Source organism: Ruminococcus sp. NK3A76, assembly GCF_000686125.1.
In the GTDB taxonomy this organism is placed as follows: domain Bacteria; phylum Bacillota; class Clostridia; order Oscillospirales; family Ruminococcaceae; genus NK3A76.
Genome location: NZ_JMMA01000002.1, coordinates 374,875 through 398,627, shown reverse-complemented (window position 1 = coordinate 398,627; position 23,753 = coordinate 374,875). Strand labels below are relative to the sequence as shown.

The 23,753-nt window shown below is 49.4% G+C and carries 21 protein-coding genes; 8 read left to right on the top strand and 13 right to left on the bottom strand.

From position 1 onward, the window contains the following. Positions 1–112 precede the first annotated feature (112 nt). The 7 genes from CD05_RS0102055 to CD05_RS0102020 all read left to right on the top strand — a co-directional run bounded on the left by CD05_RS0102055 (position 113) and on the right by CD05_RS0102020 (position 5,725). Entirely contained in the window at positions 113–733 is a 621-nt protein-coding gene (locus tag CD05_RS0102055; RefSeq protein ID WP_028509094.1) for a hypothetical protein, read from the top strand. A gap of 15 nt (positions 734–748) precedes the next feature. Then, a complete protein-coding gene (obgE, locus tag CD05_RS0102050; RefSeq protein ID WP_028509093.1) occupies positions 749–2,023 on the top strand; it encodes a GTPase ObgE in 1,275 nt (424 codons plus the stop codon). 14 nt (positions 2,024–2,037) lie between these two features. Next, the gene (locus CD05_RS0102045; protein WP_028509092.1) at positions 2,038–2,439 is read left to right on the top strand and encodes a ribonuclease III domain-containing protein; all 402 of its coding nucleotides are present in this window, start codon (positions 2,038–2,040) and stop codon (positions 2,437–2,439) included. Between the two features lie 86 nt (positions 2,440–2,525). Further along, positions 2,526–3,272: a YebC/PmpR family DNA-binding transcriptional regulator gene (locus tag CD05_RS0102040; protein ID WP_028509091.1), complete on the top strand. Its 747-nt coding sequence runs from the start codon at positions 2,526–2,528 to the stop codon at positions 3,270–3,272. Between the two features lie 405 nt (positions 3,273–3,677). Then, positions 3,678–4,646, top strand: a complete 969-nt coding sequence (locus tag CD05_RS0102030; protein WP_028509090.1) for a hypothetical protein — start codon at positions 3,678–3,680, stop codon at positions 4,644–4,646. Beyond that, a complete protein-coding gene (locus CD05_RS0102025; RefSeq protein ID WP_028509089.1) occupies positions 4,647–5,111 on the top strand; it encodes a DUF3592 domain-containing protein in 465 nt (154 codons plus the stop codon). Positions 5,112–5,203: 92 nt separating this feature from the next. Next, positions 5,204–5,725, top strand: coding sequence for a flavin reductase (locus tag CD05_RS0102020; RefSeq protein ID WP_028509088.1), 522 nt, complete (start codon positions 5,204–5,206; stop codon positions 5,723–5,725). 260 nt (positions 5,726–5,985) lie between these two features. Here the strand turns inward: CD05_RS0102020 and CD05_RS0102015 are convergent, their stop codons facing one another. The 5 genes from CD05_RS0102015 to CD05_RS0101995 form a co-directional block, all read right to left on the bottom strand. Continuing rightward, positions 5,986–8,001: a class I tRNA ligase family protein gene (locus tag CD05_RS0102015; protein WP_028509087.1), complete on the bottom strand. Its 2,016-nt coding sequence runs from the start codon at positions 7,999–8,001 to the stop codon at positions 5,986–5,988. Between the two features lie 307 nt (positions 8,002–8,308). Then, complete coding sequence (locus tag CD05_RS0102010) at positions 8,309–8,710, bottom strand: hypothetical protein (protein WP_028509086.1); 402 nt, start codon at positions 8,708–8,710, stop codon at positions 8,309–8,311. A 325-nt stretch (positions 8,711–9,035) separates the two neighbouring features. Next, positions 9,036–12,260, bottom strand: a complete 3,225-nt coding sequence (gene carB / locus CD05_RS0102005) for a carbamoyl-phosphate synthase large subunit (protein WP_028509085.1) — start codon at positions 12,258–12,260, stop codon at positions 9,036–9,038. Positions 12,261–12,762: 502 nt separating this feature from the next. Beyond that, entirely contained in the window at positions 12,763–14,028 is a 1,266-nt protein-coding gene (locus tag CD05_RS0102000) for an ABC transporter substrate-binding protein (RefSeq protein WP_028509084.1), read from the bottom strand. Next, on the bottom strand, positions 14,025–15,527 hold the full coding sequence (locus CD05_RS0101995; RefSeq protein ID WP_028509083.1) for a diguanylate cyclase: 1,503 nt from the start codon (positions 15,525–15,527) through the stop codon (positions 14,025–14,027). The genes CD05_RS0102000 and CD05_RS0101995 overlap by 4 nt, the downstream gene beginning before the upstream one ends. A gap of 551 nt (positions 15,528–16,078) precedes the next feature. On the opposite strand from CD05_RS0101995, the gene pta reads away from it, so the two are divergent. Further along, positions 16,079–17,095, top strand: a complete 1,017-nt coding sequence (pta, locus tag CD05_RS0101990; RefSeq protein ID WP_028509082.1) for a phosphate acetyltransferase — start codon at positions 16,079–16,081, stop codon at positions 17,093–17,095. Between the two features lie 361 nt (positions 17,096–17,456). On the opposite strand, the gene CD05_RS0101985 is transcribed toward pta, so the two are convergent. The 8 genes from CD05_RS0101985 to CD05_RS0101950 all read right to left on the bottom strand — a co-directional run bounded on the left by CD05_RS0101985 (position 17,457) and on the right by CD05_RS0101950 (position 23,752). Beyond that, the gene (locus CD05_RS0101985) at positions 17,457–17,663 is read right to left on the bottom strand and encodes a hypothetical protein (protein ID WP_028509081.1); all 207 of its coding nucleotides are present in this window, start codon (positions 17,661–17,663) and stop codon (positions 17,457–17,459) included. A 5-nt stretch (positions 17,664–17,668) separates the two neighbouring features. Beyond that, positions 17,669–17,926 carry a sporulation transcriptional regulator SpoIIID gene (locus CD05_RS0101980; RefSeq protein WP_028509080.1) on the bottom strand — a complete coding sequence of 86 codons (258 nt, stop codon included), beginning with the start codon at positions 17,924–17,926 and terminating at the stop codon, positions 17,669–17,671. A gap of 235 nt (positions 17,927–18,161) precedes the next feature. Continuing rightward, positions 18,162–18,749 (bottom strand): DUF308 domain-containing protein, encoded by a 588-nt coding sequence (locus CD05_RS0101975; protein ID WP_028509079.1) that lies wholly within the window; start codon positions 18,747–18,749, stop codon positions 18,162–18,164. A 27-nt stretch (positions 18,750–18,776) separates the two neighbouring features. Next, entirely contained in the window at positions 18,777–19,415 is a 639-nt protein-coding gene (locus tag CD05_RS0101970) for a V-type ATP synthase subunit D (RefSeq protein ID WP_028509078.1), read from the bottom strand. Positions 19,416–19,603: 188 nt separating this feature from the next. Then, the gene (locus CD05_RS0101965; protein ID WP_028509077.1) at positions 19,604–21,004 is read right to left on the bottom strand and encodes a V-type ATP synthase subunit B; all 1,401 of its coding nucleotides are present in this window, start codon (positions 21,002–21,004) and stop codon (positions 19,604–19,606) included. Further along, complete coding sequence (locus CD05_RS0101960; protein ID WP_028509076.1) at positions 21,001–22,761, bottom strand: V-type ATP synthase subunit A; 1,761 nt, start codon at positions 22,759–22,761, stop codon at positions 21,001–21,003. The genes CD05_RS0101965 and CD05_RS0101960 overlap by 4 nt, the downstream gene beginning before the upstream one ends. 59 nt (positions 22,762–22,820) lie before the next feature. Further along, positions 22,821–23,408, bottom strand: a complete 588-nt coding sequence (locus CD05_RS0101955) for a V-type ATP synthase subunit E family protein (RefSeq protein ID WP_028509075.1) — start codon at positions 23,406–23,408, stop codon at positions 22,821–22,823. A 41-nt stretch (positions 23,409–23,449) separates the two neighbouring features. Beyond that, positions 23,450–23,752 carry a V-type ATP synthase subunit F gene (locus tag CD05_RS0101950; protein ID WP_028509074.1) on the bottom strand — a complete coding sequence of 101 codons (303 nt, stop codon included), beginning with the start codon at positions 23,750–23,752 and terminating at the stop codon, positions 23,450–23,452. Position 23,753: the final 1 nt, after the last annotated feature.

The following is a 23,753-nucleotide window of genomic DNA, read 5'->3' as shown; positions in this document are numbered from 1 at the left end:
GTAAAAGCCGCCTAACATAGGCGGCTTTTTTGCAATAAACCGATCATAAGAGCATCAACAAACAATATATCAAGAGTTTTACCGATCATCACAGACACATACGGAGAAGCTTATGAAGAACTATCTAAAAATAGACCCCTCTATGCCTAAGGAATACAACAAGGGCGTTATGCTGATAAGGGTCGGCGTGTCGCTCGCGGCATTACTGATACTGGTTATACTATCATATATTTTTATTTATTCCCCGCCGCCGCTTACCTATGTTGAAAACCGAAGCTATACTGTGGTAAAGACCTATACAGTAAAAAGAACAGGGAGCTCCCGTGGAAGCTCCAATAAATACAGATACTGGCTGACCCTTCGCGATGACGAGACAGGCAAGGAGCATGAATGGTATGTAAAGGAATCGGTCCTCAATAGCTACACGGAAGGCCAGACAGTCTCTCTGCCTGTTTATTCGATAGGCGACAGTGGGAAGAAATTCCTCTCACTTGAAAACAATACCGATGAAAAGGAAGCAAAGAAGGAATACTATGACAGCCACCCCACTATGGCGATGAAGATTTATATGTATTCCATAATGCTGCTAATCACTGCTGTTGTCGGCTGTATCGGCGGCGGTATCGAGGAGACAGCAAAGGCAGGCAGGCACGTTTTCCTGCCTATGGAGATACCCGAGGACAGCGAAGCAATGGCTATAAAACAGCCGGATTATGACGATATATTCAAATAAACAAGGAGAAAAGCTATGTTCGTTGATGAAGCTAAAATACACATAAAAGCCGGTGACGGCGGCGACGGGTGCGTGTCGTTCCACAGGGAAAAGTATATCGCAGCAGGCGGCCCTGACGGCGGCGACGGCGGCAAGGGCGGAGATATCGTCTTTGTTGCAGACACCAACCTCTCAAACCTCATCGACTTCCGCTACAAGAGAAAATACATCGCCGAAAAAGGGCAGGACGGCTCGTCAAAGAACTGCTCGGGACGCTCGGCTGACGACCTTGTGATAAAAGTCCCCTTCGGCACGCTCGTCAAGGAGACAAAGACCGGCAGGATACTTGCTGATATCTCCTCCCCTGAGCCTGTGACTGTGGCAAAGGGCGGCAAGGGCGGCAGGGGCAATGCTCACTTCGCCACCTCGACAAGGCAGATACCAAAATTTGCAAAGCCCGGCTTCAAGGGCGATGAATACGACATCACATTAGAGCTGAAGCTCATAGCAGACGTAGGGCTTGTGGGCTTTCCGAATGTCGGCAAGAGCACGCTCATATCCGTTGTGTCGGCTGCAAAGCCAAAGATAGCAAACTATCACTTCACCACCCTTACCCCTGTGCTCGGCGTTGTAAAGGTCGAGGAGCAGTCGTTCGTTATGGCTGATATCCCCGGACTTATCGAGGGCGCAAGCGAGGGCGTGGGGCTCGGTCACGAGTTTCTGAGGCACGTTGAAAGGTGCAGGCTCATTATCCACGTCGTTGACGTTTCCGGCATCGAGGGGCGTGACCCGAAGGAGGACTTCGAGGCGATAAACACAGAGCTTGCAAACTTTTCAAAAGAGCTTGCAGACGCACCTCAGATAGTCGCAGCAAACAAGAGCGACATAGCAGCTCCCGAGCAGGTCGCAGAATTCAAGGAGTACATCGAGAGCAAGGGCTATCAGTTCTTCGAGATATCGGCTGCCACAAAGAAAGGCACTCAGGAGCTTGTGTACGCAGCAGCGCAGGCGCTCAAAGACCTGCCGCCTGTCAAGGTGTTTGAAGCTCAGCCGCTTACGCAGTTAGAGCTTGATGAAAAGCTGCTCTCAAAGAAGGAATTCGATGTCACAGTCGAGGACGGCATCTACTACGTCGAGGCAGACTGGCTGTGGGATATCCTGCGCTCGGTCAATATGGACGACTACTCGTCGCTCCAGTATTTCCAGCGTGTACTGCGCTCGTCAGGCATAATTGACAAGCTCGAGGAGCAGGGCATCAACGAGGGCGACACCGTTGATATCTTCGGCTTCCGCTTTGAGTTTGTCGAGTAAGGGGGCGAAAGGCTTTGACTAAAGCTGAGGCAAGGCAGTATTCGCCTTTGGCACTCGCCTTTGTGGGCGATGCGGTCTACGAGCAGCTGGTGCGTGATGAGCTTATACTCTCGGCAAATATGCCTGTGCGAAAGCTCCATTCACTCACCGTGCAGAAGGTCTGTGCCGAGTATCAGGCGGCCGCTGTAAGGACTCTTATCGACAAAGGTGTGCTCTCCGAGGAGGAGCAGGACATATTCCGCCGTGGCAGGAACGCAGGCGGTGTATCAGCGCCCAAGCATTCAACAGTCGCTGACTACCGTGCGGCAACAGGGCTTGAATGTCTTTTCGGCTACCTGCATCTGATAGGTGAGACAGGCAGGATAGAGGAGCTTTACAAAAATATCCGTGAGCTGCTGCCGGACAGCGCTGAGTGACGGCACAGAGGCAGTAACTATTGACTTCTTTTGAAAAATATAGTATAATATATAGGTTAAGGCAATATATTAAGGAGTGAGATAATATGTCAGGACATTCAAAATGGGCTAACATCAAGCGCAAGAAGGAAGCAACCGACGGCGCAAGAGCAAAGATCTTCACAAAAATAGGCAGAGAAATGGCCGTTGTAGTTAAAGAGGGCGGCCCCGACCCTAACAACAATGCAAAGCTGAGAGACCTTATCTCTAAGGCCAAGGCTAACAACGTTCCTAACGAGAATATCGAGAGAATAATCAAGAAGGCAGCCGGCGACGGTGACAAGAACAACTACGAGTCAATGGTATACGAGGGCTACGGTCCGAGCGGCGTTGCCGTTATCGTTGAGTGCCTTACAGACAACAAGAACAGAACAGCAGGCGATATCCGCCACTACTTCGACAAGTTCGGCGGCAACTTAGGTACATCGGGCTGCGTATCATTCATGTTCTCACGCCAGGGCAGCATCGTTGCTGAGTACGACGGCAGCAAGGACGAGGACGCTGTAATGGAAGACGTAATGGACGCAGGCGCAGACGATTTCAACATCGACGAGGACGTAATAGAGATAACCTGCGACCCCAACAGCGTATCTGCTGTAAGCGAGGCTCTCACCGCAAAGGGCTACAAGCTCATTTCAGCTGAGGCTGCACAGGTGCCTGCAAACTACACCACCCTTGAGGACGAGGACGCTATCAGAAAGATGAACCTCCTGCTTGAGCACCTTGAGGACAACGACGATGTTCAGAACGTATACCACAACTGGGATATGCCTGACACCGATGAGGAAGAATAATAAAGAAAAAGCATACAAAAAGCCGTCCGTTAGCGCAGGCGCAATAAAGAAGTTTTTATTCCGACACTTCTGCTGTATCACGGCAGAAGTGTCTTTGCGTTACTTAGTGCAGCGCCTGCTAAAAGAAAAAAGAAGAAAGAATAAATAAGAAATAATAATCAAGGTATCGTGTCTTATCGGCAAAAGCCGATAAGAAGAAAGTTTTGCTCTGCAAAACATTTCCCTGCGGCGATATATTTTGAAATATGTCCGCAAAGCGGACACATTGTTTATTCTTTATTCTTTCTTCTTTATTATTTATTCTTTTAGCGGTGGCACATACAAAGCTGTAATTGTCAAATACTTCTTTATCGCCACCGCGCTTTATGGGCGGCTTCTTTTAGAAGTCAGAGGTAAGAAAGAAAAATGAAAGGTATAACAGCAAAAGTCATATGCGCACTCACTGCAGCACTGCTTTTGTGCGGCTGCGCTGAAAGTGATCAGTCATCAAAGCCTACCGATGAGCTTATAAGCATAGCAGGCGAAGCATCTGAGGCAGATGATGATATATATGCGACCTTCCCGGATGGGGTAAGGCTTGACAGCGATAAGGCGACAGAGCTTCTTCCCGACAGCTCGGGTGTGATAAACAGCCCCAAATACGGCGTTAAGTTTATCCTGCCCTCGCAGTACAGAGTGTATGATTATGACAACAGAGACGGCGAGCGTGGAACGCACAATTTCACCTGCGATCATGCTTTGTTTATCACAAGCCCGTATTTCCCCGATGTCAGGGAATATATGAGGATAAGCTCTGAGGGTGAGCTTATGATAGGTGTCATGAGCTATGAGAGCATGAAGGATCAAAACTATCACTCGCTCACTTATACCGATTATATCGACTATATAAAAAATGATATCGACTACTATGCCGAAACTATAATGATGTATGAAAACACCGACACATTTGATTACGTCGGCGTAAAAACTCAGTATGAGGGCGATGTGTACAGAGAACAGAAGGAAAAAAACACAAGCAATTATCAGACCCTGGTGCTTGCAGGCGTATCGGGAAACAGAAAAGAAGCTAAAGACAGCGAAACGACCGATATGAGATACGAGCCTGTCGAATTTAATGACGGCAAATTCGGGCTGAGGATAGATTATAAGTTAAAGCGCAAGGGCAAGTATGTTGACCGTGAGGTCTACTGGCTGTATCAGAAGGGCTGCCGTTCGTTGATAAGGGTAGAGTTAGACAAAGACCCGAATGCCGCCTCGGCATCAAAAGAGACGCTTGCTCTGATAGAGGGCTTAGAGCTTTCAACACCCGAAACAGGTATGATAATTGAAGATAACGACTTGTACGATGAAACAATTAATGGAGACAGTGAATAAATGAAACTAAACACCTTTGGAAGAACAACGAGAAGACCCACCACCTTCACCGCAGTGCTCAGGACTTTATTGGGCTTCCTGCTGATAGGCACTGCTGTGTATATGCTCGTATCCACGCATATAACGCACATGGACTGCACCAAAGAAGTAACAGGCATTGTCGAGAGCATAGAAGAAAAGAAATACAGCAGCCGCTCCTCCACACGCCCTGTTCCCCACTACCGCCCGGTCATCGTCTATGAGTATAACGGTGCCAGCTACAGCGTGACTGGCTACTTTGAAAAGAACAACTACTTCACGCAGGGGCAGGAAATAACAGTCATGATAGACCCTGACCACCCGGGAGACTATTACCTTCCCGACTACGGGAGCACATGGTATCTGTATATCATCATCATGTTCGGTGCAGGGTTCATGGTGTTCGGTCTGCTGACATTCAAAAATCTGCACGGGCAGAGCACTTGAAATCCGCCCGGATCTCTGATATAATAGAAAGAGAACTAATAATGATTCTACCATAAGCAGAATAAACTACATAATATACAGGAGGTACAGTTATGGCAGATATGACACAACTTAGGTTTAAACAGACAGCGCCCGACAAGATAGGCTTTGACCCGTTTGTAAGGATAGGCGCACAGTGGATGCTCGTCACGGCAGGCGATGAGAGCGGCTTTAACACTATGACCGCATCGTGGGGCTTTGCAGGCGTTATGTGGGGCAAGCCCTGCGTAGAGACAGTGATAAGGCCTCAGCGCTACACCAAGGAGTTTTTAGACAAGAGCGAATACTTCACACTCAGCTTTTTCCCGGAGACTAACCGCAAGGACTTAGCTGTCTGCGGCAGGATAAGCGGCAGAGATGAAGACAAGCTCGCACAGACTTCCCTTACCCCTGTGTTCACAGACGGCACAGTGACCTTTGAGCAGGCAGAGCTGGTGCTCGTGTGCAAAAAGCTCTATGTACAGCAGCTTTCAAGCGACTGCTTCACCGAGCGTGACCTTGACGGTGCAAACTACGCAGCAGGTGACTATCATCATGCATACATCGCTGAGATAGTAAAGGCCTATGTCAAGTAATCAGGTAACAGGCCTATATCAGGTAACAAGTTACAGGTAACAGGTAACAGTTAAGGTACAATGTCTTATCGGCGAAGCCGACAAGACGAAAGTTTTGCTCTGCAAAACATTTCCTTACGGCGAATATCTTAAAGTATTATACCCCCGCGGTTTTAAAAACCCGGGGGTAATTCTTATTCTATAACGCCCGATATTGGCATCAGTCCGCCAACGGCGGACTCTTCAATTATGCATTATGCATTCTTAATTATGCATTATAATTATGCATTGTCGCCGAACTGGCTCTCGTGACGTGTAAAGAAGTCTGTTCTCGGGGGCAGGAACTTAAGCTCGTGACCCTGCGGTGCAAAGAATTCAAACGGCTCGAAAACAGTCTCCCAGCTCCAGATGCGCTCATCAAGCTGTAAATACTCACGCAGCTTCTCTGTGCCGAAGGGGGCAAGCGGGTGGAGCAGTATGCCGGCTATCCTTATCATGTAGAAAAGGTCTGCAAGTGCCTGCTTAAGCTCGTCATCGCTCATGCCGTCAGGGTTGCCTAAGGTCTTTGCCATGTACTTGCTGCCGTTTCTGATGTAGCTGTCAAGCACATAGGTACACTGGTGGAATGCAAAGCGTGACATATGCCTCTCAAAATCGAGCACTGCCTTCCTGCCCTGCGCAAGTATCTCCTCACCCGGTGTCACACCCGGCAGAACGCTGCCAAAGCGCTTCTGATTGGTGTAGAATGCTGTTCTTATCATTCTGTTGTAAACATTTGAGAGCAGCAGGCCGTCCTTTACAACGGGGTCTGCGTCTTCGGGCTTTGCTTCGGGGTTCATGGGCTTCGGCATAAAGCTGACAGACCTCTGACCCAGGCCAAGACCCAGCCAGTGCATTCTCAGCTGCTCAGGCGTGTAGTAGTCAAGCAGCTCGTCTGCCATAGGCGGCTTTACAGAGCCGGAGCTCGAAGCCTTCTTGTCAAGGAAAAGTATGTGGTGGTTTGCGCAGATAACAGGAAGCGTCAGCTCGCCCTCGGCAGGGTCAGCGCTCTTGTCTGCGGCTGCCTGCTGAGCCATCCACATTGCAGGCTCGGCTATGCCGTAGAAGTATATATTGTCCTGTCCTATGAACTGTATCACCTGTGCGTCCTTGCTGCACCAGTAGTTCTTCCACTCGTCATCGGGTGCGCCCTTGCTCTCTAAATACGCCTGCGTAAAGGATATAGGTGCCCACAGCGATTCAGGCCATACCCACACGGTAAGCGGCTCCTCGTCCTCCAGAACAGGCGAAGGCACGCCCCATTCGATATTACCTGTAAGTCTGAACGGCACGAGCGTCTTGCCTGTACGGCATCTGATACCGTTCTCTGTGAGTATACGGTGTGCAGCGTCGCTGTCTGCGAGTTTTTCAAACTGTATGGTAAACGAGGGCTTCTTTGGCTCCTCTAAATACTCATGCGAGGGCAGCGTGTCCTTTATTGCAAGGTATTTCTCCTCGAACTCACGCTTTATGTATATCACCGGTGCTTTAAGGAACTCGTCTATCGTCTTCCACACTACAGGGCGGATATCCTTGCGCTTTTTGAGCTCCTCTACCCAGTTTTTCATAAGCCCCTCATACTCAGGCAGCTTGAAATACCAGTTTGTCACCGGCTTCATCGAGGGCTTTTCGCCTGTCAGTGTGCTCACAGGGTCGATAAGGTTCTCAGGCATATACTGGTGGCCGAGGTCGCACTCGTCAGCATAGCCCTTCTCGGAAGTACACCCCTCTACCGGGCACTTGCCGACTACCTGTCTGCCGTTCAGAAACACCCCTGCCTTCTCGTCAAAGAACTGCATGGTGGTTATCTTTTCAAGCTGACCCTTCTCGTACAGCGAGCGGATAAAGCGCTCTGTGACCTTTGCGTGGACTTCCTTGGTACGCCCAAGACCCGATGCACCGAAAAGGTTCGGGGATATGCCGTAGCTGTCGAGGGTAGCCTTCTGCTTATCGTGGTTTGCCTGCACGAATTGTTCAAGCGTGCCTTCAAACTCACCGCTCTCTACCTTCTTTCTCCAGCCCTCAGCTATAGGCGAGCCGTAGCAGTCAGTACCGGAAACGAATATGACATTCTCCTTGCCTATCCTGTCACGCATAAATCTTGCATATGTGTCAGCAAACACGAGCATACCGCCCACATGGCCGAAATGAAGCTCTTTATTGCCGTATGGCATACCGCCTGTGATGACCGCACGCTTAGGGAATTCCGGGCGTGGTATCTCAAAGGGCTTACCGCCCATATCCTTATTCTTACCCATTTTTTCTCACTTTCCTTTATAATAATAAATACTATATAATTATATCACAACACGCCGGGGATGTCAATAACAGTTAACAGGTAACAGGTAACAGGTAACAGTTGAGGTGTCGGCTTGCGCCGACGAGATGCCCATTCGGGCTGTCGGTCGGACGGTTTCAGCTAAACCGTTGGGCGTGCATACCCGAAGGGGGTGGCGTAGGCGCAGCCGGAGCAGGGGGGCGACCGGAAAGCCCCCCTACCCCGTAGCGTGAGCATAGCGAGAGACTACCCTTGAAGCTATACCGCCGGATATGCCCCCCCGACGACTATCTGAAAGAAAAATACTCCCGACACTCGACGACAAGACGACGAAGACGACATGGAAGACGACTGTCATTATCTTCTTCTTTTTCTTCTACCATTACTGTGTCTATTTCTTTCTCTTTTTCTGTGTCTATGTCTGTGTCTTTATCTATTACTATGTCTGTCTCTTTATCTATATCTATATCAGGTTTTTTTGCTTTTGTTTGGTTTTCGGAAAAACCATTTGGTTTCATTAGGTTTTTGTGGGTTTTCAGAAAAATAATACTGACACACAACGACAAGGACGAAGACGAAGACCGAGGGTCATTGTCGTCTTCATTTACAGTAACATTTACATTGACATTTACATTAACATTTACATTAACAGCTAGTTTTGCTATAGTTTGCTTAGCATTGCTTAGCATTGCTTAGCATTACTTAGCATTGCTTAGCATTGCTAACCTTTGCTTGTTTTGGTATCCCGGAAAAACCGGTGGGTTTTTGTGGGTTTTTAGGGGCTTGCTTTCAAGGGGACGCTCTCCCTATCCCTACGCTACGGTTTAGGGGGGCTTTCCGGTCGCCCCCCTGCGTCAGCAAAGCTGCCGCCACCCCCTTCGGACTTGCCTTTCCTCGGTCACATATTGCCCGAATGGGCATCTGCGCCGTCAGGCGCACCTTAACTGTTACCTGTTACCTGTAACTTGTTACCTAAAAAAAAGCGGCCACCCCGAAGGAACAGCCGCCTTAAGATCATTCAGTTATGTCAGCATGATGAGCCTGTAAGCTCTTTACGCCGAAGTGTGTCTTGCTCTTGATAGCCTTGATGCCCTCAGCACTTGCCTTGGCTGCTGCCATGGTGGTGATGTAGGGAACTCTGTGCTTGATAGCTGCCTTTCTGATGTAGCTGTCGTCGTAAACGCTCGTCTTGCCGGCAGGTGTGTTGATGATGAGCTGTATCTCGCCGTTTGCTATCTCGTCGGCGATGTTCGGCCTGCCCTCGTAGATCTTGAAGATCTTCTTTACGGGTATGCCTGCTTCCTTTATCATCGTGTATGTGCCGCCTGTTGCAAGGATATTGAAGCCGAGCTCATTGAACGAGCGGGCTATGTCAAGCAGCTCAGGCTTGTCTCTGTCGTTTACCGAGAGAAGGACTGTTCCCTCAGACGGGAGCCTTGTCTGTGTAGCTTCCTGAGCCTTGTAGTAAGCCTCGCCGAAGGACGGTGATATACCGAGCACCTCGCCTGTAGACCTCATCTCAGGCCCGAGCACAGGGTCAACCTCCTGGAACATATTGAACGGGAACACAGCTTCCTTGACACCGTAGTGGCCTATCTTCTTGTCCTTAAGAGCAGGCACGGGGCTGGGGTTGCCGGTTATGGGAGAAGTAACTATCTCGGTCGCAATTCTAACCATGTTGATGTCGCATACCTTTGATACGAGCGGAACAGTACGGGAAGCTCTCGGGTTTGCTTCGAGCACATATACCGTGTCGCCCTCGATAGCATACTGCATATTCATAAGACCCTTAACGTTCATTTCTACTGCTATCTTCCTGGTGTATTCCTTGATAGTAGCAACTGTCTTTTCAGAGAGGTTCTTTGAGGGGAGTATGCAAGCCGAGTCGCCCGAGTGAACGCCTGCAAGCTCGATGTGCTCCATAACAGCCGGAACAAAGCAGTTCTCGCCGTCGGATATAGCGTCTGCCTCGCACTCTGTTGCGTGATTTAAGAAGCGGTCTATAAGTATCGGCCTGTCAGGAGTTACGCCTACTGCTGCCGACATATAAACTCTCATCATATCGTCATCGTGAACTATCTCCATGCCTCTGCCGCCGAGAACGTATGAAGGACGAACCATTACAGGGTAGCCTATCCTGTTTGCTATCTCAAGTGCCTCGTCAACATTTACAGCCATGCCTGCCTCAGGCATCGGGATACCGAGCTTGTCCATCATAGCACGGAAGTGGTCTCTGTCCTCAGCAAGGTCGATAGTCTCGGGAGTAGTACCCAAGATATTTACGCCGTACTTCTTAAGGTCGTTAGCGAGGTTGAGCGGTGTCTGGCCGCCGAACTGTGCGATAACGCCTACCGGCTTTTCCTTGTCGTGTATAGCGAGCACGTCTTCAAGAGTGAGCGGCTCGAAATAGAGCTTGTCAGATGTGTCATAGTCGGTGGAGACTGTCTCAGGGTTGCAGTTTACTATTATCGACTCAAAGCCGAGCTTCTTAAGAGCAAGGGCTGCATGAACGCAGCAGTAGTCGAACTCTATGCCCTGGCCTATTCTGTTGGGGCCGCCGCCGAGTATCATTATCTTGGGCTTGTCGGTGTTGCAGGGGCTCTTGTCCTCGTCAAGGTGGTATGTCGAGTAGTAGTATGCAGCATCCTTTGTGCCGGAAACGTGAATGCCTTCCCATGCTTCCTTGATGCCGAAGCCTATGCGTGCATCTCTTATCTCCTGCTCGGTAACTTCAAGCAGCGAGCTTAAATATCTGTCAGAGAAGCCGTCGAGCTTAGCCTGCTTTAATGTGTCCTTATCAGGCACAGCGCCCTTCTTTGCGATAAGTGCGTTCTCCTCGTCTACAAGCTCCTTCATCTGTGTGAGGAACCAGTGCTTTATCTTTGTGAGCTCCCATATCTCATCAATTGTTGCGCCCTTGCGGAGTGCTTCGTAGATAACGAACTGTCTCTCGCTTGTCGGGAATCTGAGCATATCTAAAAGCTGCTCCTTTGAAAGCTCGTTGAAATTCTTTGCAAAGCCTAAGCCGTATCTGCCTATTTCGAGCGAGCGGATAGCCTTCTGGAAAGCCTCCTTGTAGGTCTTGCCGATGCTCATTACCTCACCTACTGCACGCATCTGAGTGCCTAAGTGGTCTTCTGCGCCCTTGAACTTTTCAAATGCCCAGCGAGCGAACTTGATAACGACATAGTCGCCGTCAGGAACGTACTTATCAAGTGTGCCGTACTTGCCGCAGGGTATCTCATCAAGTGTAAGGCCGCAGGCAAGCATTGCAGAAACGAGGGCTATCGGGAAGCCTGTAGCCTTCGATGCAAGTGCGGAAGAACGTGATGTACGGGGGTTTATCTCAATTACAACTATCCTGCCTGTCTCGGGGTCACGGGCAAACTGGCAGTTGCAGCCGCCGATGACTTCGATAGACTCGATTATGCGGTAGGACATATCCTGAAGCTCTTTCTGAACGTCCTCAGGGATAGTGAGCATAGGTGCAGAGCAGAAGCTGTCACCTGTATGAACGCCTATCGGGTCGATATTCTCTATAAAGCAAACTGTTATCTTGTTGTTTGCAGCGTCTCTTACGACCTCGAGCTCAAGCTCTTCCCAGCCGAAGATGCACTCCTCAACGAGCACCTGGCCTACGAGAGAAGCCTGCAAGCCTCTTGCGCAGACTACCTTAAGCTCGTCAACGTTATATACCATGCCGCCGCCTGCGCCGCCCATAGTATATGCAGGACGCAGAACTACAGGATATTTGAGCTCCTCAGCTATCTTCACAGCCTCATCTACGCTGTATGCCACCTTGCTCTTGGGCATATCTATGCCGAGAGCGCTCATGGCGTTCTTGAATTCTATTCTGTCCTCGCCACGCTCGATAGCGTCTACCTGAACGCCTATTACCTGCACGCCGTACTTCTTTAAAACGCCTGCCTTGTCGAGCTCAGAGCAGAGGTTAAGGCCTGACTGGCCGCCAAGGTTCGGCAGAAGTGCGTCAGGGCGCTCCTTGTCGATTATCTGAGTGAGCCTGTCAAGGTTAAGAGGCTCGATATAGGTTATATCAGCAACATCGGGGTCTGTCATGATAGTTGCAGGGTTTGAGTTTACTAAGACTATCTCGTAGCCGAGGCTTCTGAGCGCCTTGCACGCCTGTGTTCCCGAATAGTCAAACTCGCACGCCTGGCCTATGATGATAGGGCCTGAGCCGATTATCATTATCTTGTTGATATCCTGTTTCTTTGGCATAAAAATACTCCTTTTCATATATTTCATATTGATCCGGGTACTGTTTCCTAAAAAAATCCCTTACCAAATATCATAACATATTCTGACGAAAATTGCAAGACGAAAAGACAAAAACTCCTAATTCTTAAAAAAGTTTACAAAATATCTCCTGCCGGTTAAGAACCTTCGCTGTGCAGATCCTGCGGTTTGCTGCCAACAGCCTTCCCTGTCACCTGTTGCCTGTTACCTAAAAAAGACCCACGCTGTGCGCAGTGGCGGTAAAGAAGTATTTGCATATCAGGCTATAATGCGCCACTGCTAAAAGAATAAAGAAGAAAGAATAAATAAGAAATAAAAATAGAGGTATCGCCTTCGGCGATGATATTTTTGATCATCGACCGCAGGTCGATACCTTTATTATTCATTATTCTTTTTTCTTTATTCTTTCTTCTTTTAGCAGGCGCTGAACAAAGCTCTCCCCATTAAACTTCTTTATTGCGCCTGCGCTTAAGTGGGTCTTTTTTTATGAGCTGACATTAAAGCTCTCTTTGTATTTTTCATACAGCTGCTTTGCCGCTTGTTGTGAATCCGCCTTGTCAAACAGCACAAGGTCGCAGCTTGCTATGAATTCGTCGATAAGCGTGGTGTTTTCTATCGTTGAGTCCATAGGGCTTATTATCTCATTTTCCTCCATGACGAGCGAGGCTTCGTACTGAAGACCCGAGAGCTGGCCGATGTTGTCAAGGTATTCTCTTACAGCCGTACTCAGCGGTATGCCCTTTTCAACGCCCTGAAGCTCTGCCCAGTCGGGCGAATTGAGCATGAAATCAAGCAGCATTGCCGATTCCTTGGGGTGCTCGGTGTTGCGGCTTATCGCATACAGCGTTGCAGGCTTTGCATACCAGCCCTCGCCGCTCTGGTGGCTGCTGTCGGTCGTGTAAGGGGCTGTGACTATCTCGTAGCCTGCGTCCATTGCTGCCTGATTGTAGTTTATCGCATCGCTCACCCACGCAATAGTTCCGGCATACAGGCCGTTTTCGATATTAAGGCGCTGATAGTCTTCTATCTTGGGTATCACCTTTTCATTTACGAGTCTGGCGTAGAACTCTATCATCAGCTTAAGGTCGTCCTCAGTGAAGGTTATGTTGCTGTTTTCATCAAAGAAATGCTTGCCTGTCTGCTGCTCGGCGTAGGCTATGACGTAGAGCCATATACTCTTATTAGCGCCCGACATGGGGTATACGCCGTCCCTGCTCATCAGCTTTGCTGCGGCAAACAGGTCGTCCCACGTTTTCGGGACATCAAGGCCGTATTTTTCGTAGACTGTCTTATTTACATACACCGTCTCGGCGTTCATGGCTATCGGTATGGCGTTTAAAACACCGCCACGGCGGCCGTATTCAAGTATCTCGGGCGTGAAGTTTGAAAGGTCAACATAGTCCGAGAGCTTTTCGATATCGTAATACCCCTCGCCCCCGGGAGAATACTGCGGCAGCCAGCCGACATTTATCTGCATCACGTCTGCCTCGGTGGCCGACATCATCTGCACCTTGCTTCTTGCCTCGTAGCCCGACCATTCGGAGTAGCTGCACTTTACCTTGATATTCGGGAACTTCTCCTCAAAGCGTGACACGGCCTCCAGGGTGTATTCATTTCTTGCATCGTTGCCCCACCAGGAAAGGGTTATCTCTATTGTCTCGTTCTGCTCACGCACCACAGGTGCTTCGCCGCACGAGCCGAGTGCCAGCGTAACTGCTGCTGTGAGGACCGCCGCTATGCGTTTTATCATACTGCGCCCTCCTTTTCAGCCTTGCTATCAAAGATGCTGTACCTGTTCTTGCCCGACCTCTTGGCGAAGTAGAGCGCCTTGTCGCAGGCAGAATACAGCTCAGCAAAGCTCTTTCCGCTTTCCGGGAAGATAGCTGCACCGACGCTTGCCGATATCTCTATGCCCTCGTCGCCCGAAAGGCCGTTTCTGAGCGCTTCGCACAGGCTCTCGCACTTGCTCTCGATATGCTCCCTGAAGCCCTCGTTCTCGCTCATTCGTGCATTTACGAGCACGCAGAATTCATCGCCGCCTATACGCCCGAGGTAGTCATCATCGGTGAAATTCTCCTTGAGTATCCTGCCCATATTCTGCAATACCCTGTCGCCGGCAGCGTGGCCGAGGGTGTCGTTTACTATCTTGAAGTCGTCGATGTCAAGTATTATCATCGCACGCTTTTCGTTCTCGACAGATGCCGAGAGTATATTCTCGGCGTAATCCTCAAAGGTGAGCTTGTTGAGCATACCCGTGAGCAGGTCTATCCTTGCCTTGTCATCAAGGGTCGAGACTATCCTCTTGACAGGCCTTGTCAGCAGGTATGACAGATAAAGCCCGACGAGCGCTGCCGCAACTGCCGCAGCTGCACCTGTAAGGTAGATATAGCGCTTCATCTCGTTTTTTTCGTTGAGTATTATCTCTGTAGGTATCGAGCAGATGACATACCATTCATCACAGCTGTTGACAGACACGAGGTACTCATTATCCATCATCGACGCTGACGACTGATTTTCAACTCTGTCCTTTATATCCGAGGGCAGGCTCTTGCCCACCTCGTCACGGTTCTTTGAATAGAGGATATTATAGTCCTGATTTACGAGCCTTATCTCCATATCGCTGAGTGTTTCGGGGTTATCAAACACCGTGTCGAGCTCGTTTGAATAGAAGGATATGACCAGCACGGCGTTGTCATGCACTTTCTTGACGTAGTAGATGCGCCTGAAATCATTCTTATACCCTGTCGCCCAACCGTCGTTTGTGCGGGAGCGTGTTATCATTCCCGAAAGGTCGTTAAACAGCTCATCGCCGAAAAGTGCTGCGGTGGCATTGGATATCTTGCCGACTGTACGGTTATTTCGGTAGACGATACCGTAGTCAACAAAGTTTTCCATTATACAAAGGCTGAACAGCTTGTCTGTTATCAGCTTTTCCTTGTTTATAGCTTCGTATTCATCGTTGTCAGGGTCGGTGGCGTCGTAGGTGTAGGCGTTCTCCTCACCGAAAGCGAGCGTGCCTATCGTCTCCATACGGGAGATATAGCTGTCCATATTCAGCTTCATCTGCACGCCGAGCGACGAGGTAAGCGATATGACCTCATTTTTGAGCACTTCGTCGGTCTTTTTGAGTGCGAGCCTTGTCACTATAGCCACTGTCACAATGACGAGCAGCGCATAGCAGGCTATCATCATGCCCTGTATATGCCGTATATGAGTAATATTGTTCCTGCTCTTTTTACTCTTTGCCATAGCAGTGCTCCTTCATCAAAAATAAGTGACCGTGGCCTTCGCCTTAAATAAGTTTACAGTCATTAATATTATAACACTTTTTTAGCTTTTTGGCAATAGCAGTATCATATTTTTATATGCAAATATATGATGTTTTATAAATATATTAGCTTCAAATCTGAGAAAGAGCATCCACTGCACAGCCAACGCAAGTTAAGGCAACACCGCACGACCATTGTGTGTCAGTATGCGGTTGTTCAGCTTTGCTGAACACGCCGAATTTTCGTCAGAATGCCCATTTTTGCCGCAGTTTTACTGGCGTAAAACAAGGTGAAATTGGGTATTATGACGGAAATTCGGCAAGCAGATGGCACACAAAGGCCAGAGCCGGTGGTCGTGCGGTGTTGCCTTAAGTCTTTTTACAAAGCCATATTCAGGCTGATCGCCGCAAGCGCACCACAATTGTGCATTGTGCATTGTGACCTGTTACCCGGATCAAAGGCTCTTGCATTTTCCCGGCAGATGTGGTATAATAGTAGTGCAAAAAATAATAAGACGGAGGTCATAATACAATGGGAATGTTTGACAAGCTGATAGCAAATCTTAAGGCAAGCAAGAAGACTATCGTGTTCACAGAGGGCACTGATGAGAGAATACTCTCAGCAGCTGACAGGCTCTTAAAGGAAGACCTTATGGGCGTTGTTCTCTGCGGCAATGTCGATGAGGTCAATGCTGCTGCTTCAAAGGGCGGCTTTGATATCTCCAAGGCTGAGATACTTGACCCTGCCACCTACCCCGAGATGGACGCTTTAGTAGCTCAGATGGTAGAGCTCAGAAAGGGCAAGATGACAGAGGAAGAAGTAAGAGCAGCACTTGCAAAGAGCAACTACTTCGGCACTATGCTCGTTAAGGCAGGCAAGGCTGACGCTCTGCTCGGCGGTGCTACATATTCTACTGCTGACACAGTACGTCCTGCTTTACAGATAATCAAGACAAAGAAGGGCTCGAACCTTGTAAGCTCCTCGTTCATTCTTTTCAGAGAAAAGGACGGCAAGGAAGAGAAGATAGCTATGGGCGACTGCGCTATCAACCTAGGCTACACAGACAGGCTCGACAAGGACGGCAACGTTGTTCTCTCCGCTGCACAGCAGCTCGCTGAGGTAGCAGTTGAGACAGCAAGAACAGCTGATTACTTCGGCATCGACCCCAAGGTAGCAGTTCTTTCCTTCTCGACATACGGCTCCGGCAAGGGCGGCACAGTTCAGCTCTCACACGATGCTGTAATAGAAGCAAGAAAGATAGACCCCGAGCTCACAATAGACGGCGAGTTCCAGTTTGACGCAGCAGTATCTGCTGAAGTTGCAAAGACAAAGTGCCCTGACTCAAAGGTAGCAGGCCAGGCAAACACATTCATCTTCCCGCTCATCGAAGCAGGCAACATCGGCTACAAGATAGCACAGCGTCTTGGCGGTTACGAGGCTTACGGCCCGATTCTCCAGGGTCTTAACGCTCCCATAAACGACCTCTCCCGTGGCTGCAATGCCGACGAGGTATACAAGATGGCTATCATCACAGCCGGCATGGCATAATAAACAGCAAGCATTTTTTCACAGCACTCGCTTTTGGCGGGTGCTGTGTTTTTTTTATAATGCAGAATTAAGAATGCACGGTGCTTCGCAAATGCAGAATTAAGAATGCATAATGCATAATTGAGGTATCGGCTGCGCCGATATGATGCCCATTCGGGCAGTCGGTCGGACGATTTTAGCAAATCGTATGACTTGCAGCCCCTCGACCCTTCGGTAGCACGCCCTACGCTATGCTGTCGGAAAGGAACGCCCGAATGGGCATAAGCGGCGTAAGCCGCACCATAACTGTTACCTGTTACCTGTTACCTGTAACCTGTCACTGGTTGCCTGTTACCAAAAAAGAGAGGACTCTCGCCCTCTCTTATCTTTTTAAGCCGTATTTTTTGTAGAACCATTCGATGTCATCATCGCTCCTTACAAGCTCGCTGTAAAGCAGCCTGCCTGTGACCCGGTCAAAAAAGCCTATCGTGCGCTCGCCTGTGCAGGTGCTCGACTGGACTTTAACCTCTAACCCCTCGCATTCCTTGGGGATAGGCTTAGGCTTGAAGCTGCGGTGAAAGACCGACATGGTGCTCACTCCTTTGTCTGCGCTTTGTACTTGTTCCTCGTCGCCTGACCGCCCCTGATGTGCCTGAGCGCCTTGTTTCGGTCAAGAACTTGCCTCACACGCTCAAAAAGCTCCTCATCAAGCTCTTTCAGGCGGACTGTTATATCCTTATGTACTGTAGATTTGCTTATTCCGAAATGCGCCGCAGTCTGTCTGACGGTCACATTGTTTGCTGCTAAATACTCCCCTAACATTACCGGTCTTTTATCGTCGCTGTCCAACATTTACTATCACTCCAATACTATGTGATAGTAAAATGTGTATGCGGCGTTTGGTAAGAATATGCAAAAGCGCTGCGCTCAGTGAATAGTGAAAAGTGAAGAGTGAATAGTTGATGTGTATTGTCTTTAAGCCTTTGGCTTAAAGGACGCAAGTTTCGCAAAGCGAAACTTGCAATAACCGCCGTCAGCCGCACCTTAACTGTTAACTGTTAACTCTTAACTGACATCTGACAGAATGTCAGATGTCGATAATGTCGTGCCTGTCGTCCTTGTCATCGTCCTGGCGGTCGAGCTTTCTGAGCTTCGAGCGTGAGGTGAAAGAAGAAAACAGATTGCTCGCACCTGAGATTATCAGGCATATGCCAAGCACTGTCATTGCGGCCTTGACCGGCAGCATGGGGTTTATGCATATCACAAAGCCCAGCACGAACGTGATGCCTGCCGATATCATCGGGAACTGCCATTCAGCATCGCCCGAGCGCTTTATCTCGGTGGCATTTGTAAGGCCGATAACGCCGTTTACAAGCATATATATGCCGAAGGCTGTGGATATCATTCTCGGTATGAAATCAGGGCGCACTATCAGAAATACGCCTATGAAAGCCAGTATCAGACCCCTTATCATCAGAAAGACCATGCCCTCCTGCTCTTTGAGGAAATACATGACTATGCTGTATACGCCAAAGCCGAGCGATATGCCGCCCAGGATATAGCTTACCAGCTTTGTGAGGAATGTCGGCTCGATAACGAGCGCTATGCCGAGTACGATACTCAGCAGACACAGCAAAAGATAATTGCTAAACACTCTTTTAATCGTTTCAAACATACCTTCTGCCCTCCTTTGACTGTGTTGTCAGCTTTGCTGCCCGGCTGCCGCACCTTTTCTCAGCTTTACCGATTTTATTACCTTCATTCTGGAGAATTCCTCTCTCTCCTTTTCCTCAAGTGCCGAGGAAATGAAGCGCACCTGCTCCTCGTATTTGGGTATCATTATGTTTTTAAGAGCATTTGCACGCCTGCCGGTCTTTCTTATGCCGACAGACAAGCGGTAAATGTTGTTTTCCGTTTCTGCGAGCCTTACTGTCAGTTCCTTGACCATGCCAAACCTGATAAACGCTTCATCAAGCTTTGAATCGGTCTGCGACAGCCCGTACCAGAGCTTGTTCTCTCTGCGTGGCAGCTCGCATTTTACGAGCTCTGTGCCCATGACGCTCCTTGTCGTCATAGACAGCCCCTTGTCGATAGGCACGCATTTTGCATACTTCGAGACGATGCCGAGCGAGATGTTCGCAGACCTCAGTGCCGAATATGCCTCCCTGTAGGCGGCATCTATACTGCCCTTGAGCTCGTTTGCTTCATTAGTCAGCAGCATTATCTCACGGATAAGTATATTTCTTTTTCTGTCAAGAAGATCATACCCGAGCTTTGCAAGTGCTAAGCTTTTCTTTGATGCTATAAGATTACCTTTTGTCGGAAATACCTGCTGTGCCAACCGGTATGCACCCCCCTTTTTTAGTTAACAGTTTACAGTGAATAGTTAACAGTTATTGTATCGGCTTACGCAGACGAGCCCCAGATCGGGCACCTCTTTGTAACTGTTTATTGCTAAATATTTTACGATTCGTGCGGCGCAGCCGCACACCTCAACTGTTAACTGTTAACTCTTAACTGTTAACTGTATCAGTCGTATCCGAGTGCTGTAAGAGCCTCGGGGTCATAGAACTTGTTTAAGTGCTCCTCGTCAACACGGTCAAGCTCCTCTCTCGGCAGCTGTGACAGCAGCGCCCAGCCGAGGTCGAGCGTCTGCTCGATAGATCGGTTCTCGTTGAAATCCTGACCTAAGAAGTGCTTTTCAAACAGTCTGCCAAAGTGCAGGAACGCCTTGTCGCTGTCGGAAAGCTCCTCCTCACCGATAACTGAAGCAAGAGCCTTTGCGTCCTGAACTCTTGCGTATGCCGCAAAGAGCTGGTTTGCGCAGGTCTGGTGATCCTCTCTTGTAAAGCCCTCGCCTATGCCGTCCTTCATAAGACGTGAAAGCGACGGAAGTATCGAAACAGCCGGGTATACGCCCTCCTGCTCGAGTGTTCTGTCCAAAACTATCTGACCCTCGGTGATATAGCCTGTAAGGTCAGGTACAGGGTGTGTTATATCGTCATTAGGCATCGTAAGTATCGGTATCTGCGTAACAGACCCCTCAGAGCCCTTGACGATACCTGCTCTTTCATACATCGAGGCAAGGTCGGAATAAAGATAACCCGGGAAGCCCTTTCTGCCCGGTATCTCGCCCTTTGACGAGGAAAACTCACGGACAGCCTCGGCGTAGGAGGTCATATCAGTAAGTATGCAGAGAATGTGCATATTCTTCTCAAATGCAAGATACTCAGCACAGGTGAGCGCACATCTCGGTGTTAAGATACGCTCGATGATAGGGTCGTTTGAGAGGTTAATGAACATTACGACTCTTGACAGAACGCCTGTTTCCTCAAAGCAGCGCTTGAAGTAGTCGGCAACGTCGTTTTTAACGCCCATTGCACCGAAGACCACCGCAAAGCCCTTGCCCGATTCGTCAGCGATCTTAGCCTGCCTTACTATCTGCACGGCGAGCTTGTTGTGCGAAAGGCCCGAGCCCGAGAAGATAGGCAGTTTCTGCCCTCTGATAAGGGTAGTCAGCGCATCTATCGAGGAAATGCCTGTGTTTATATAGTTCTGCGGATATATTCTTGAAACAGGGTTTATAGGCCTGCCGTTTATGTCGGCAGACTTTTCGGGGAATATCTCGCCCAGACCGTCTATCGGGCGGCCTGCGCCGTTGAATATACGGCCTACCATCTCAGGTGCCAACGGCAGCTCCATCGGCCTGCCCTCGAACTCTGTTACAGTGTTTTCGAGCGAAAGGCCTCTTGTGCCCTCGAATACCTGAAGTATAGCCTTGTCCTTAGACACCTCAACAACTCTCGCAAGGCGCTTTGTGCCGTCTGCAAGGTTTATCTGTGCCATTTCGTCATAGCCTATGCCCTTGACGCCTTCAAGCGCCACGAGCGGGCCGTTTATCTCATTAAGACCTATGTATTTAAGGCTCAATTCGCCTGCGCCTCCAATCCGTCAAGATCAGCCGTGAGCTGCTCTGAATATTCATCAAACATCTGCGGCTTGTCGTTGGGTATATCGTATTTCATCTTGATGAGCTTTTCAAACCAGCCTGTCGCCTTGATAGCTGCGACATCTGCGCCCCTGCCTGCGGCCTCGTTAGCCTTGTCAAATAGCAGGAGTATTATCTTCATCATTCTATACTGCTTGTCAAGGTCAACATATGTGTCGTCCTTATGGAATGCGTTCTGCTGCAAGAAGCCTACTCTTATTACTCTTGCAGTCTCTATGAGTATCTTCTGGTCATCAGGCAGAACGTCCGAGCCCATGAGCTTTACTATCTCCATAAGCTCGTTCTCCTTTGAGAGTATAGAGCTTATGCGCTGCCTTGTCTCCATATAGTCAGCAGCCACGTTGTCAGTGAAATACTGTGCTATATCATCAAGGTATTCCGAGTAGGAATCGTTCCAGTTTATAGCCGGGTAGTGTCTTGCATATGCGAGGTTCTTATCAAGTGCCAGGAAGCATCTTACAAAACGCTTTGTGTTCTGGGTTACAGGCTCAGAGAAGTCAGAGCCCTGAGGAGAAACGGCACCTATGATAGTTACCGAGCCCTCGTCGCCGCCGAGCGTATTTACATAGCCTGCACGCTCGTAGAAGTCAGCTATTCTTGACGGCAGGTATGCAGGGAAGCCCTCCTCTGCCGGCATTTCTTCAAGACGGCCGGATATCTCACGAAGCGCCTCAGCCCAACGTGATGTAGAGTCAGCCATGATAGCTATATGATAGCCCATGTCTCTGTAATACTCAGCTATGGTGATACCTGTGTATATGCTCGCTTCACGGGCAGCAACAGGCATATTCGAGGTGTTAGCTATGAGCATCGTCCTGTCGGTAAGGGGCTTGTCTGTTCTCGGGTCGATAAGCTCTGAGAACTCTGTGAGCACCTGTGTCATCTCATTGCCACGCTCGCCGCAGCCTATGTATATGATTATATCAGCATCGCACCATTTTGCGAGCTGGTGCTGTGTCATGGTCTTGCCTGTACCGAAGCCGCCAGGTATAGCCGCCGTACCGCCCTTTGCTATAGGCGATATGGTGTCTATGACTCTCTGGCCGGTGATAAGAGGCTTTGAGATAGGCAGTCTTTCCTTACAGGGGCGCGGCACTCTGATAGGCCACTTCTGTATCATGGTGTATGCAGTCTCCTTGCCGAAGCTGTCACGCACCTTTATCATCTCATCTGTTATCTTGTGCCTGCCGTTCTCAGCGACCCACACTACCTCGCCGCCCTTTTCAAGAGGGGGAAGCATACATTTATGCGTAACAACAGCTGATTCAGGGCAGGTGCAGTAGCACATACCGGGCTCTATACTGTCGCCGACCTTTACGGTAAGGGTAGTGTCATATTCCTTTTCGGTGTCGAGCAGCTCGACGTTTGCGCCGTCGGAAAGGAAAGCGCCGCTTATCTCCTCAAGTCTGTTAAGGGGGCGCTCGATACCGTCAAAGATATTGGTTATTATACCGGGGGCGAGCATTACCGACATAGGGCTGCCCGTTCCCTCAACAGGCTCACCCGGGAGCAGACCTGTTGTGCCTTCGTATACCTGAATGGTAGTAAAGTCGCTCGCAACGCCTATTACCTCAGCGATAAGGCGCTTGCTGCCGACATACACCATTTCCTGCATAGAAAAGCTCTTTGTGCCCTTGACCTTTACGACAGGGCCGTTTACCGAATATATAACGTCCATATTATTCTCCTAAAACAATGCATAGCCCATGCTTTCCGGCCGGTATATCAGCCGTGGCATCAGACACTTATGCTGTTATTGTTCTTTGCAAAATCAGCCCTCTGCTTAGCAAGTGCCGAGTCTACCGAGCGGTCTATAAGAAGACCCTCCTCCTCGAACCTTACCATAACACCGCCGAGTATGAGTCTTGCGTCCTCCCTGCACTCGTAGCCGAATCTGCTTTTTATCTTTCCGGCCATAGACATATGCGCCGGCGAGAGCATACACACGCCCTGCATACCGCCAAACTCAGCCTTTATCTTTTCAAGGCAGGCAAAGACGTATTTCTCGTGCTCGGGCGAGGCAGCTTTTTTAACAAGCTCCTCCCTTGCCTTTTCAAACACGCCCTCAATGAGCTTTTCACGGTAGAGCAGCACCGAACGCTTTGCCGAAAGCTCGGCACCTGCGCTCTCACGCTGCACCTTTATGCTCACCTCACGCTCTATCTCGCTTTTTTGTCTTGCAAAGCTGACAGTTTCCTCATCGGTGAGCTTTTTTTGGTATTTATCTGCCTCGCTCTGGGCGCTGTCGGTTATCCTTTGAGCCTCAGCCCTGCCTGCACCGAGCACCGCCTCACGGAAGGCTTCAAGTCTTTTATTCTCAGTCATATTATACTCCAGATCTTAGATATCACTTACTGTCTCTCACATCAGACGCCGACTGCTTCTCTCAGATATCTGCTGATAGCCGCAGTAACATCGCTCTGTGCGTGTCTGTCGGGTATTTCGGTTATAAGGGGGGTTGCACGCTCGAGCTTGTATTTTGCCACACGCTCGCTGCAGCACTTCACAGCCTCGGGGGTCATAAGTATTATGCCCACATCGCTGCGCTCCATAGCCGCATCGAGAGCCTCGGCAGTTTCCTGCTCGCCGTGTACCACCACACCGTCTATCCCGGCAAGGCGCATACCCATCTGTGTATCGAGATTGTCACTTATAAGGTAGAGCTTCATA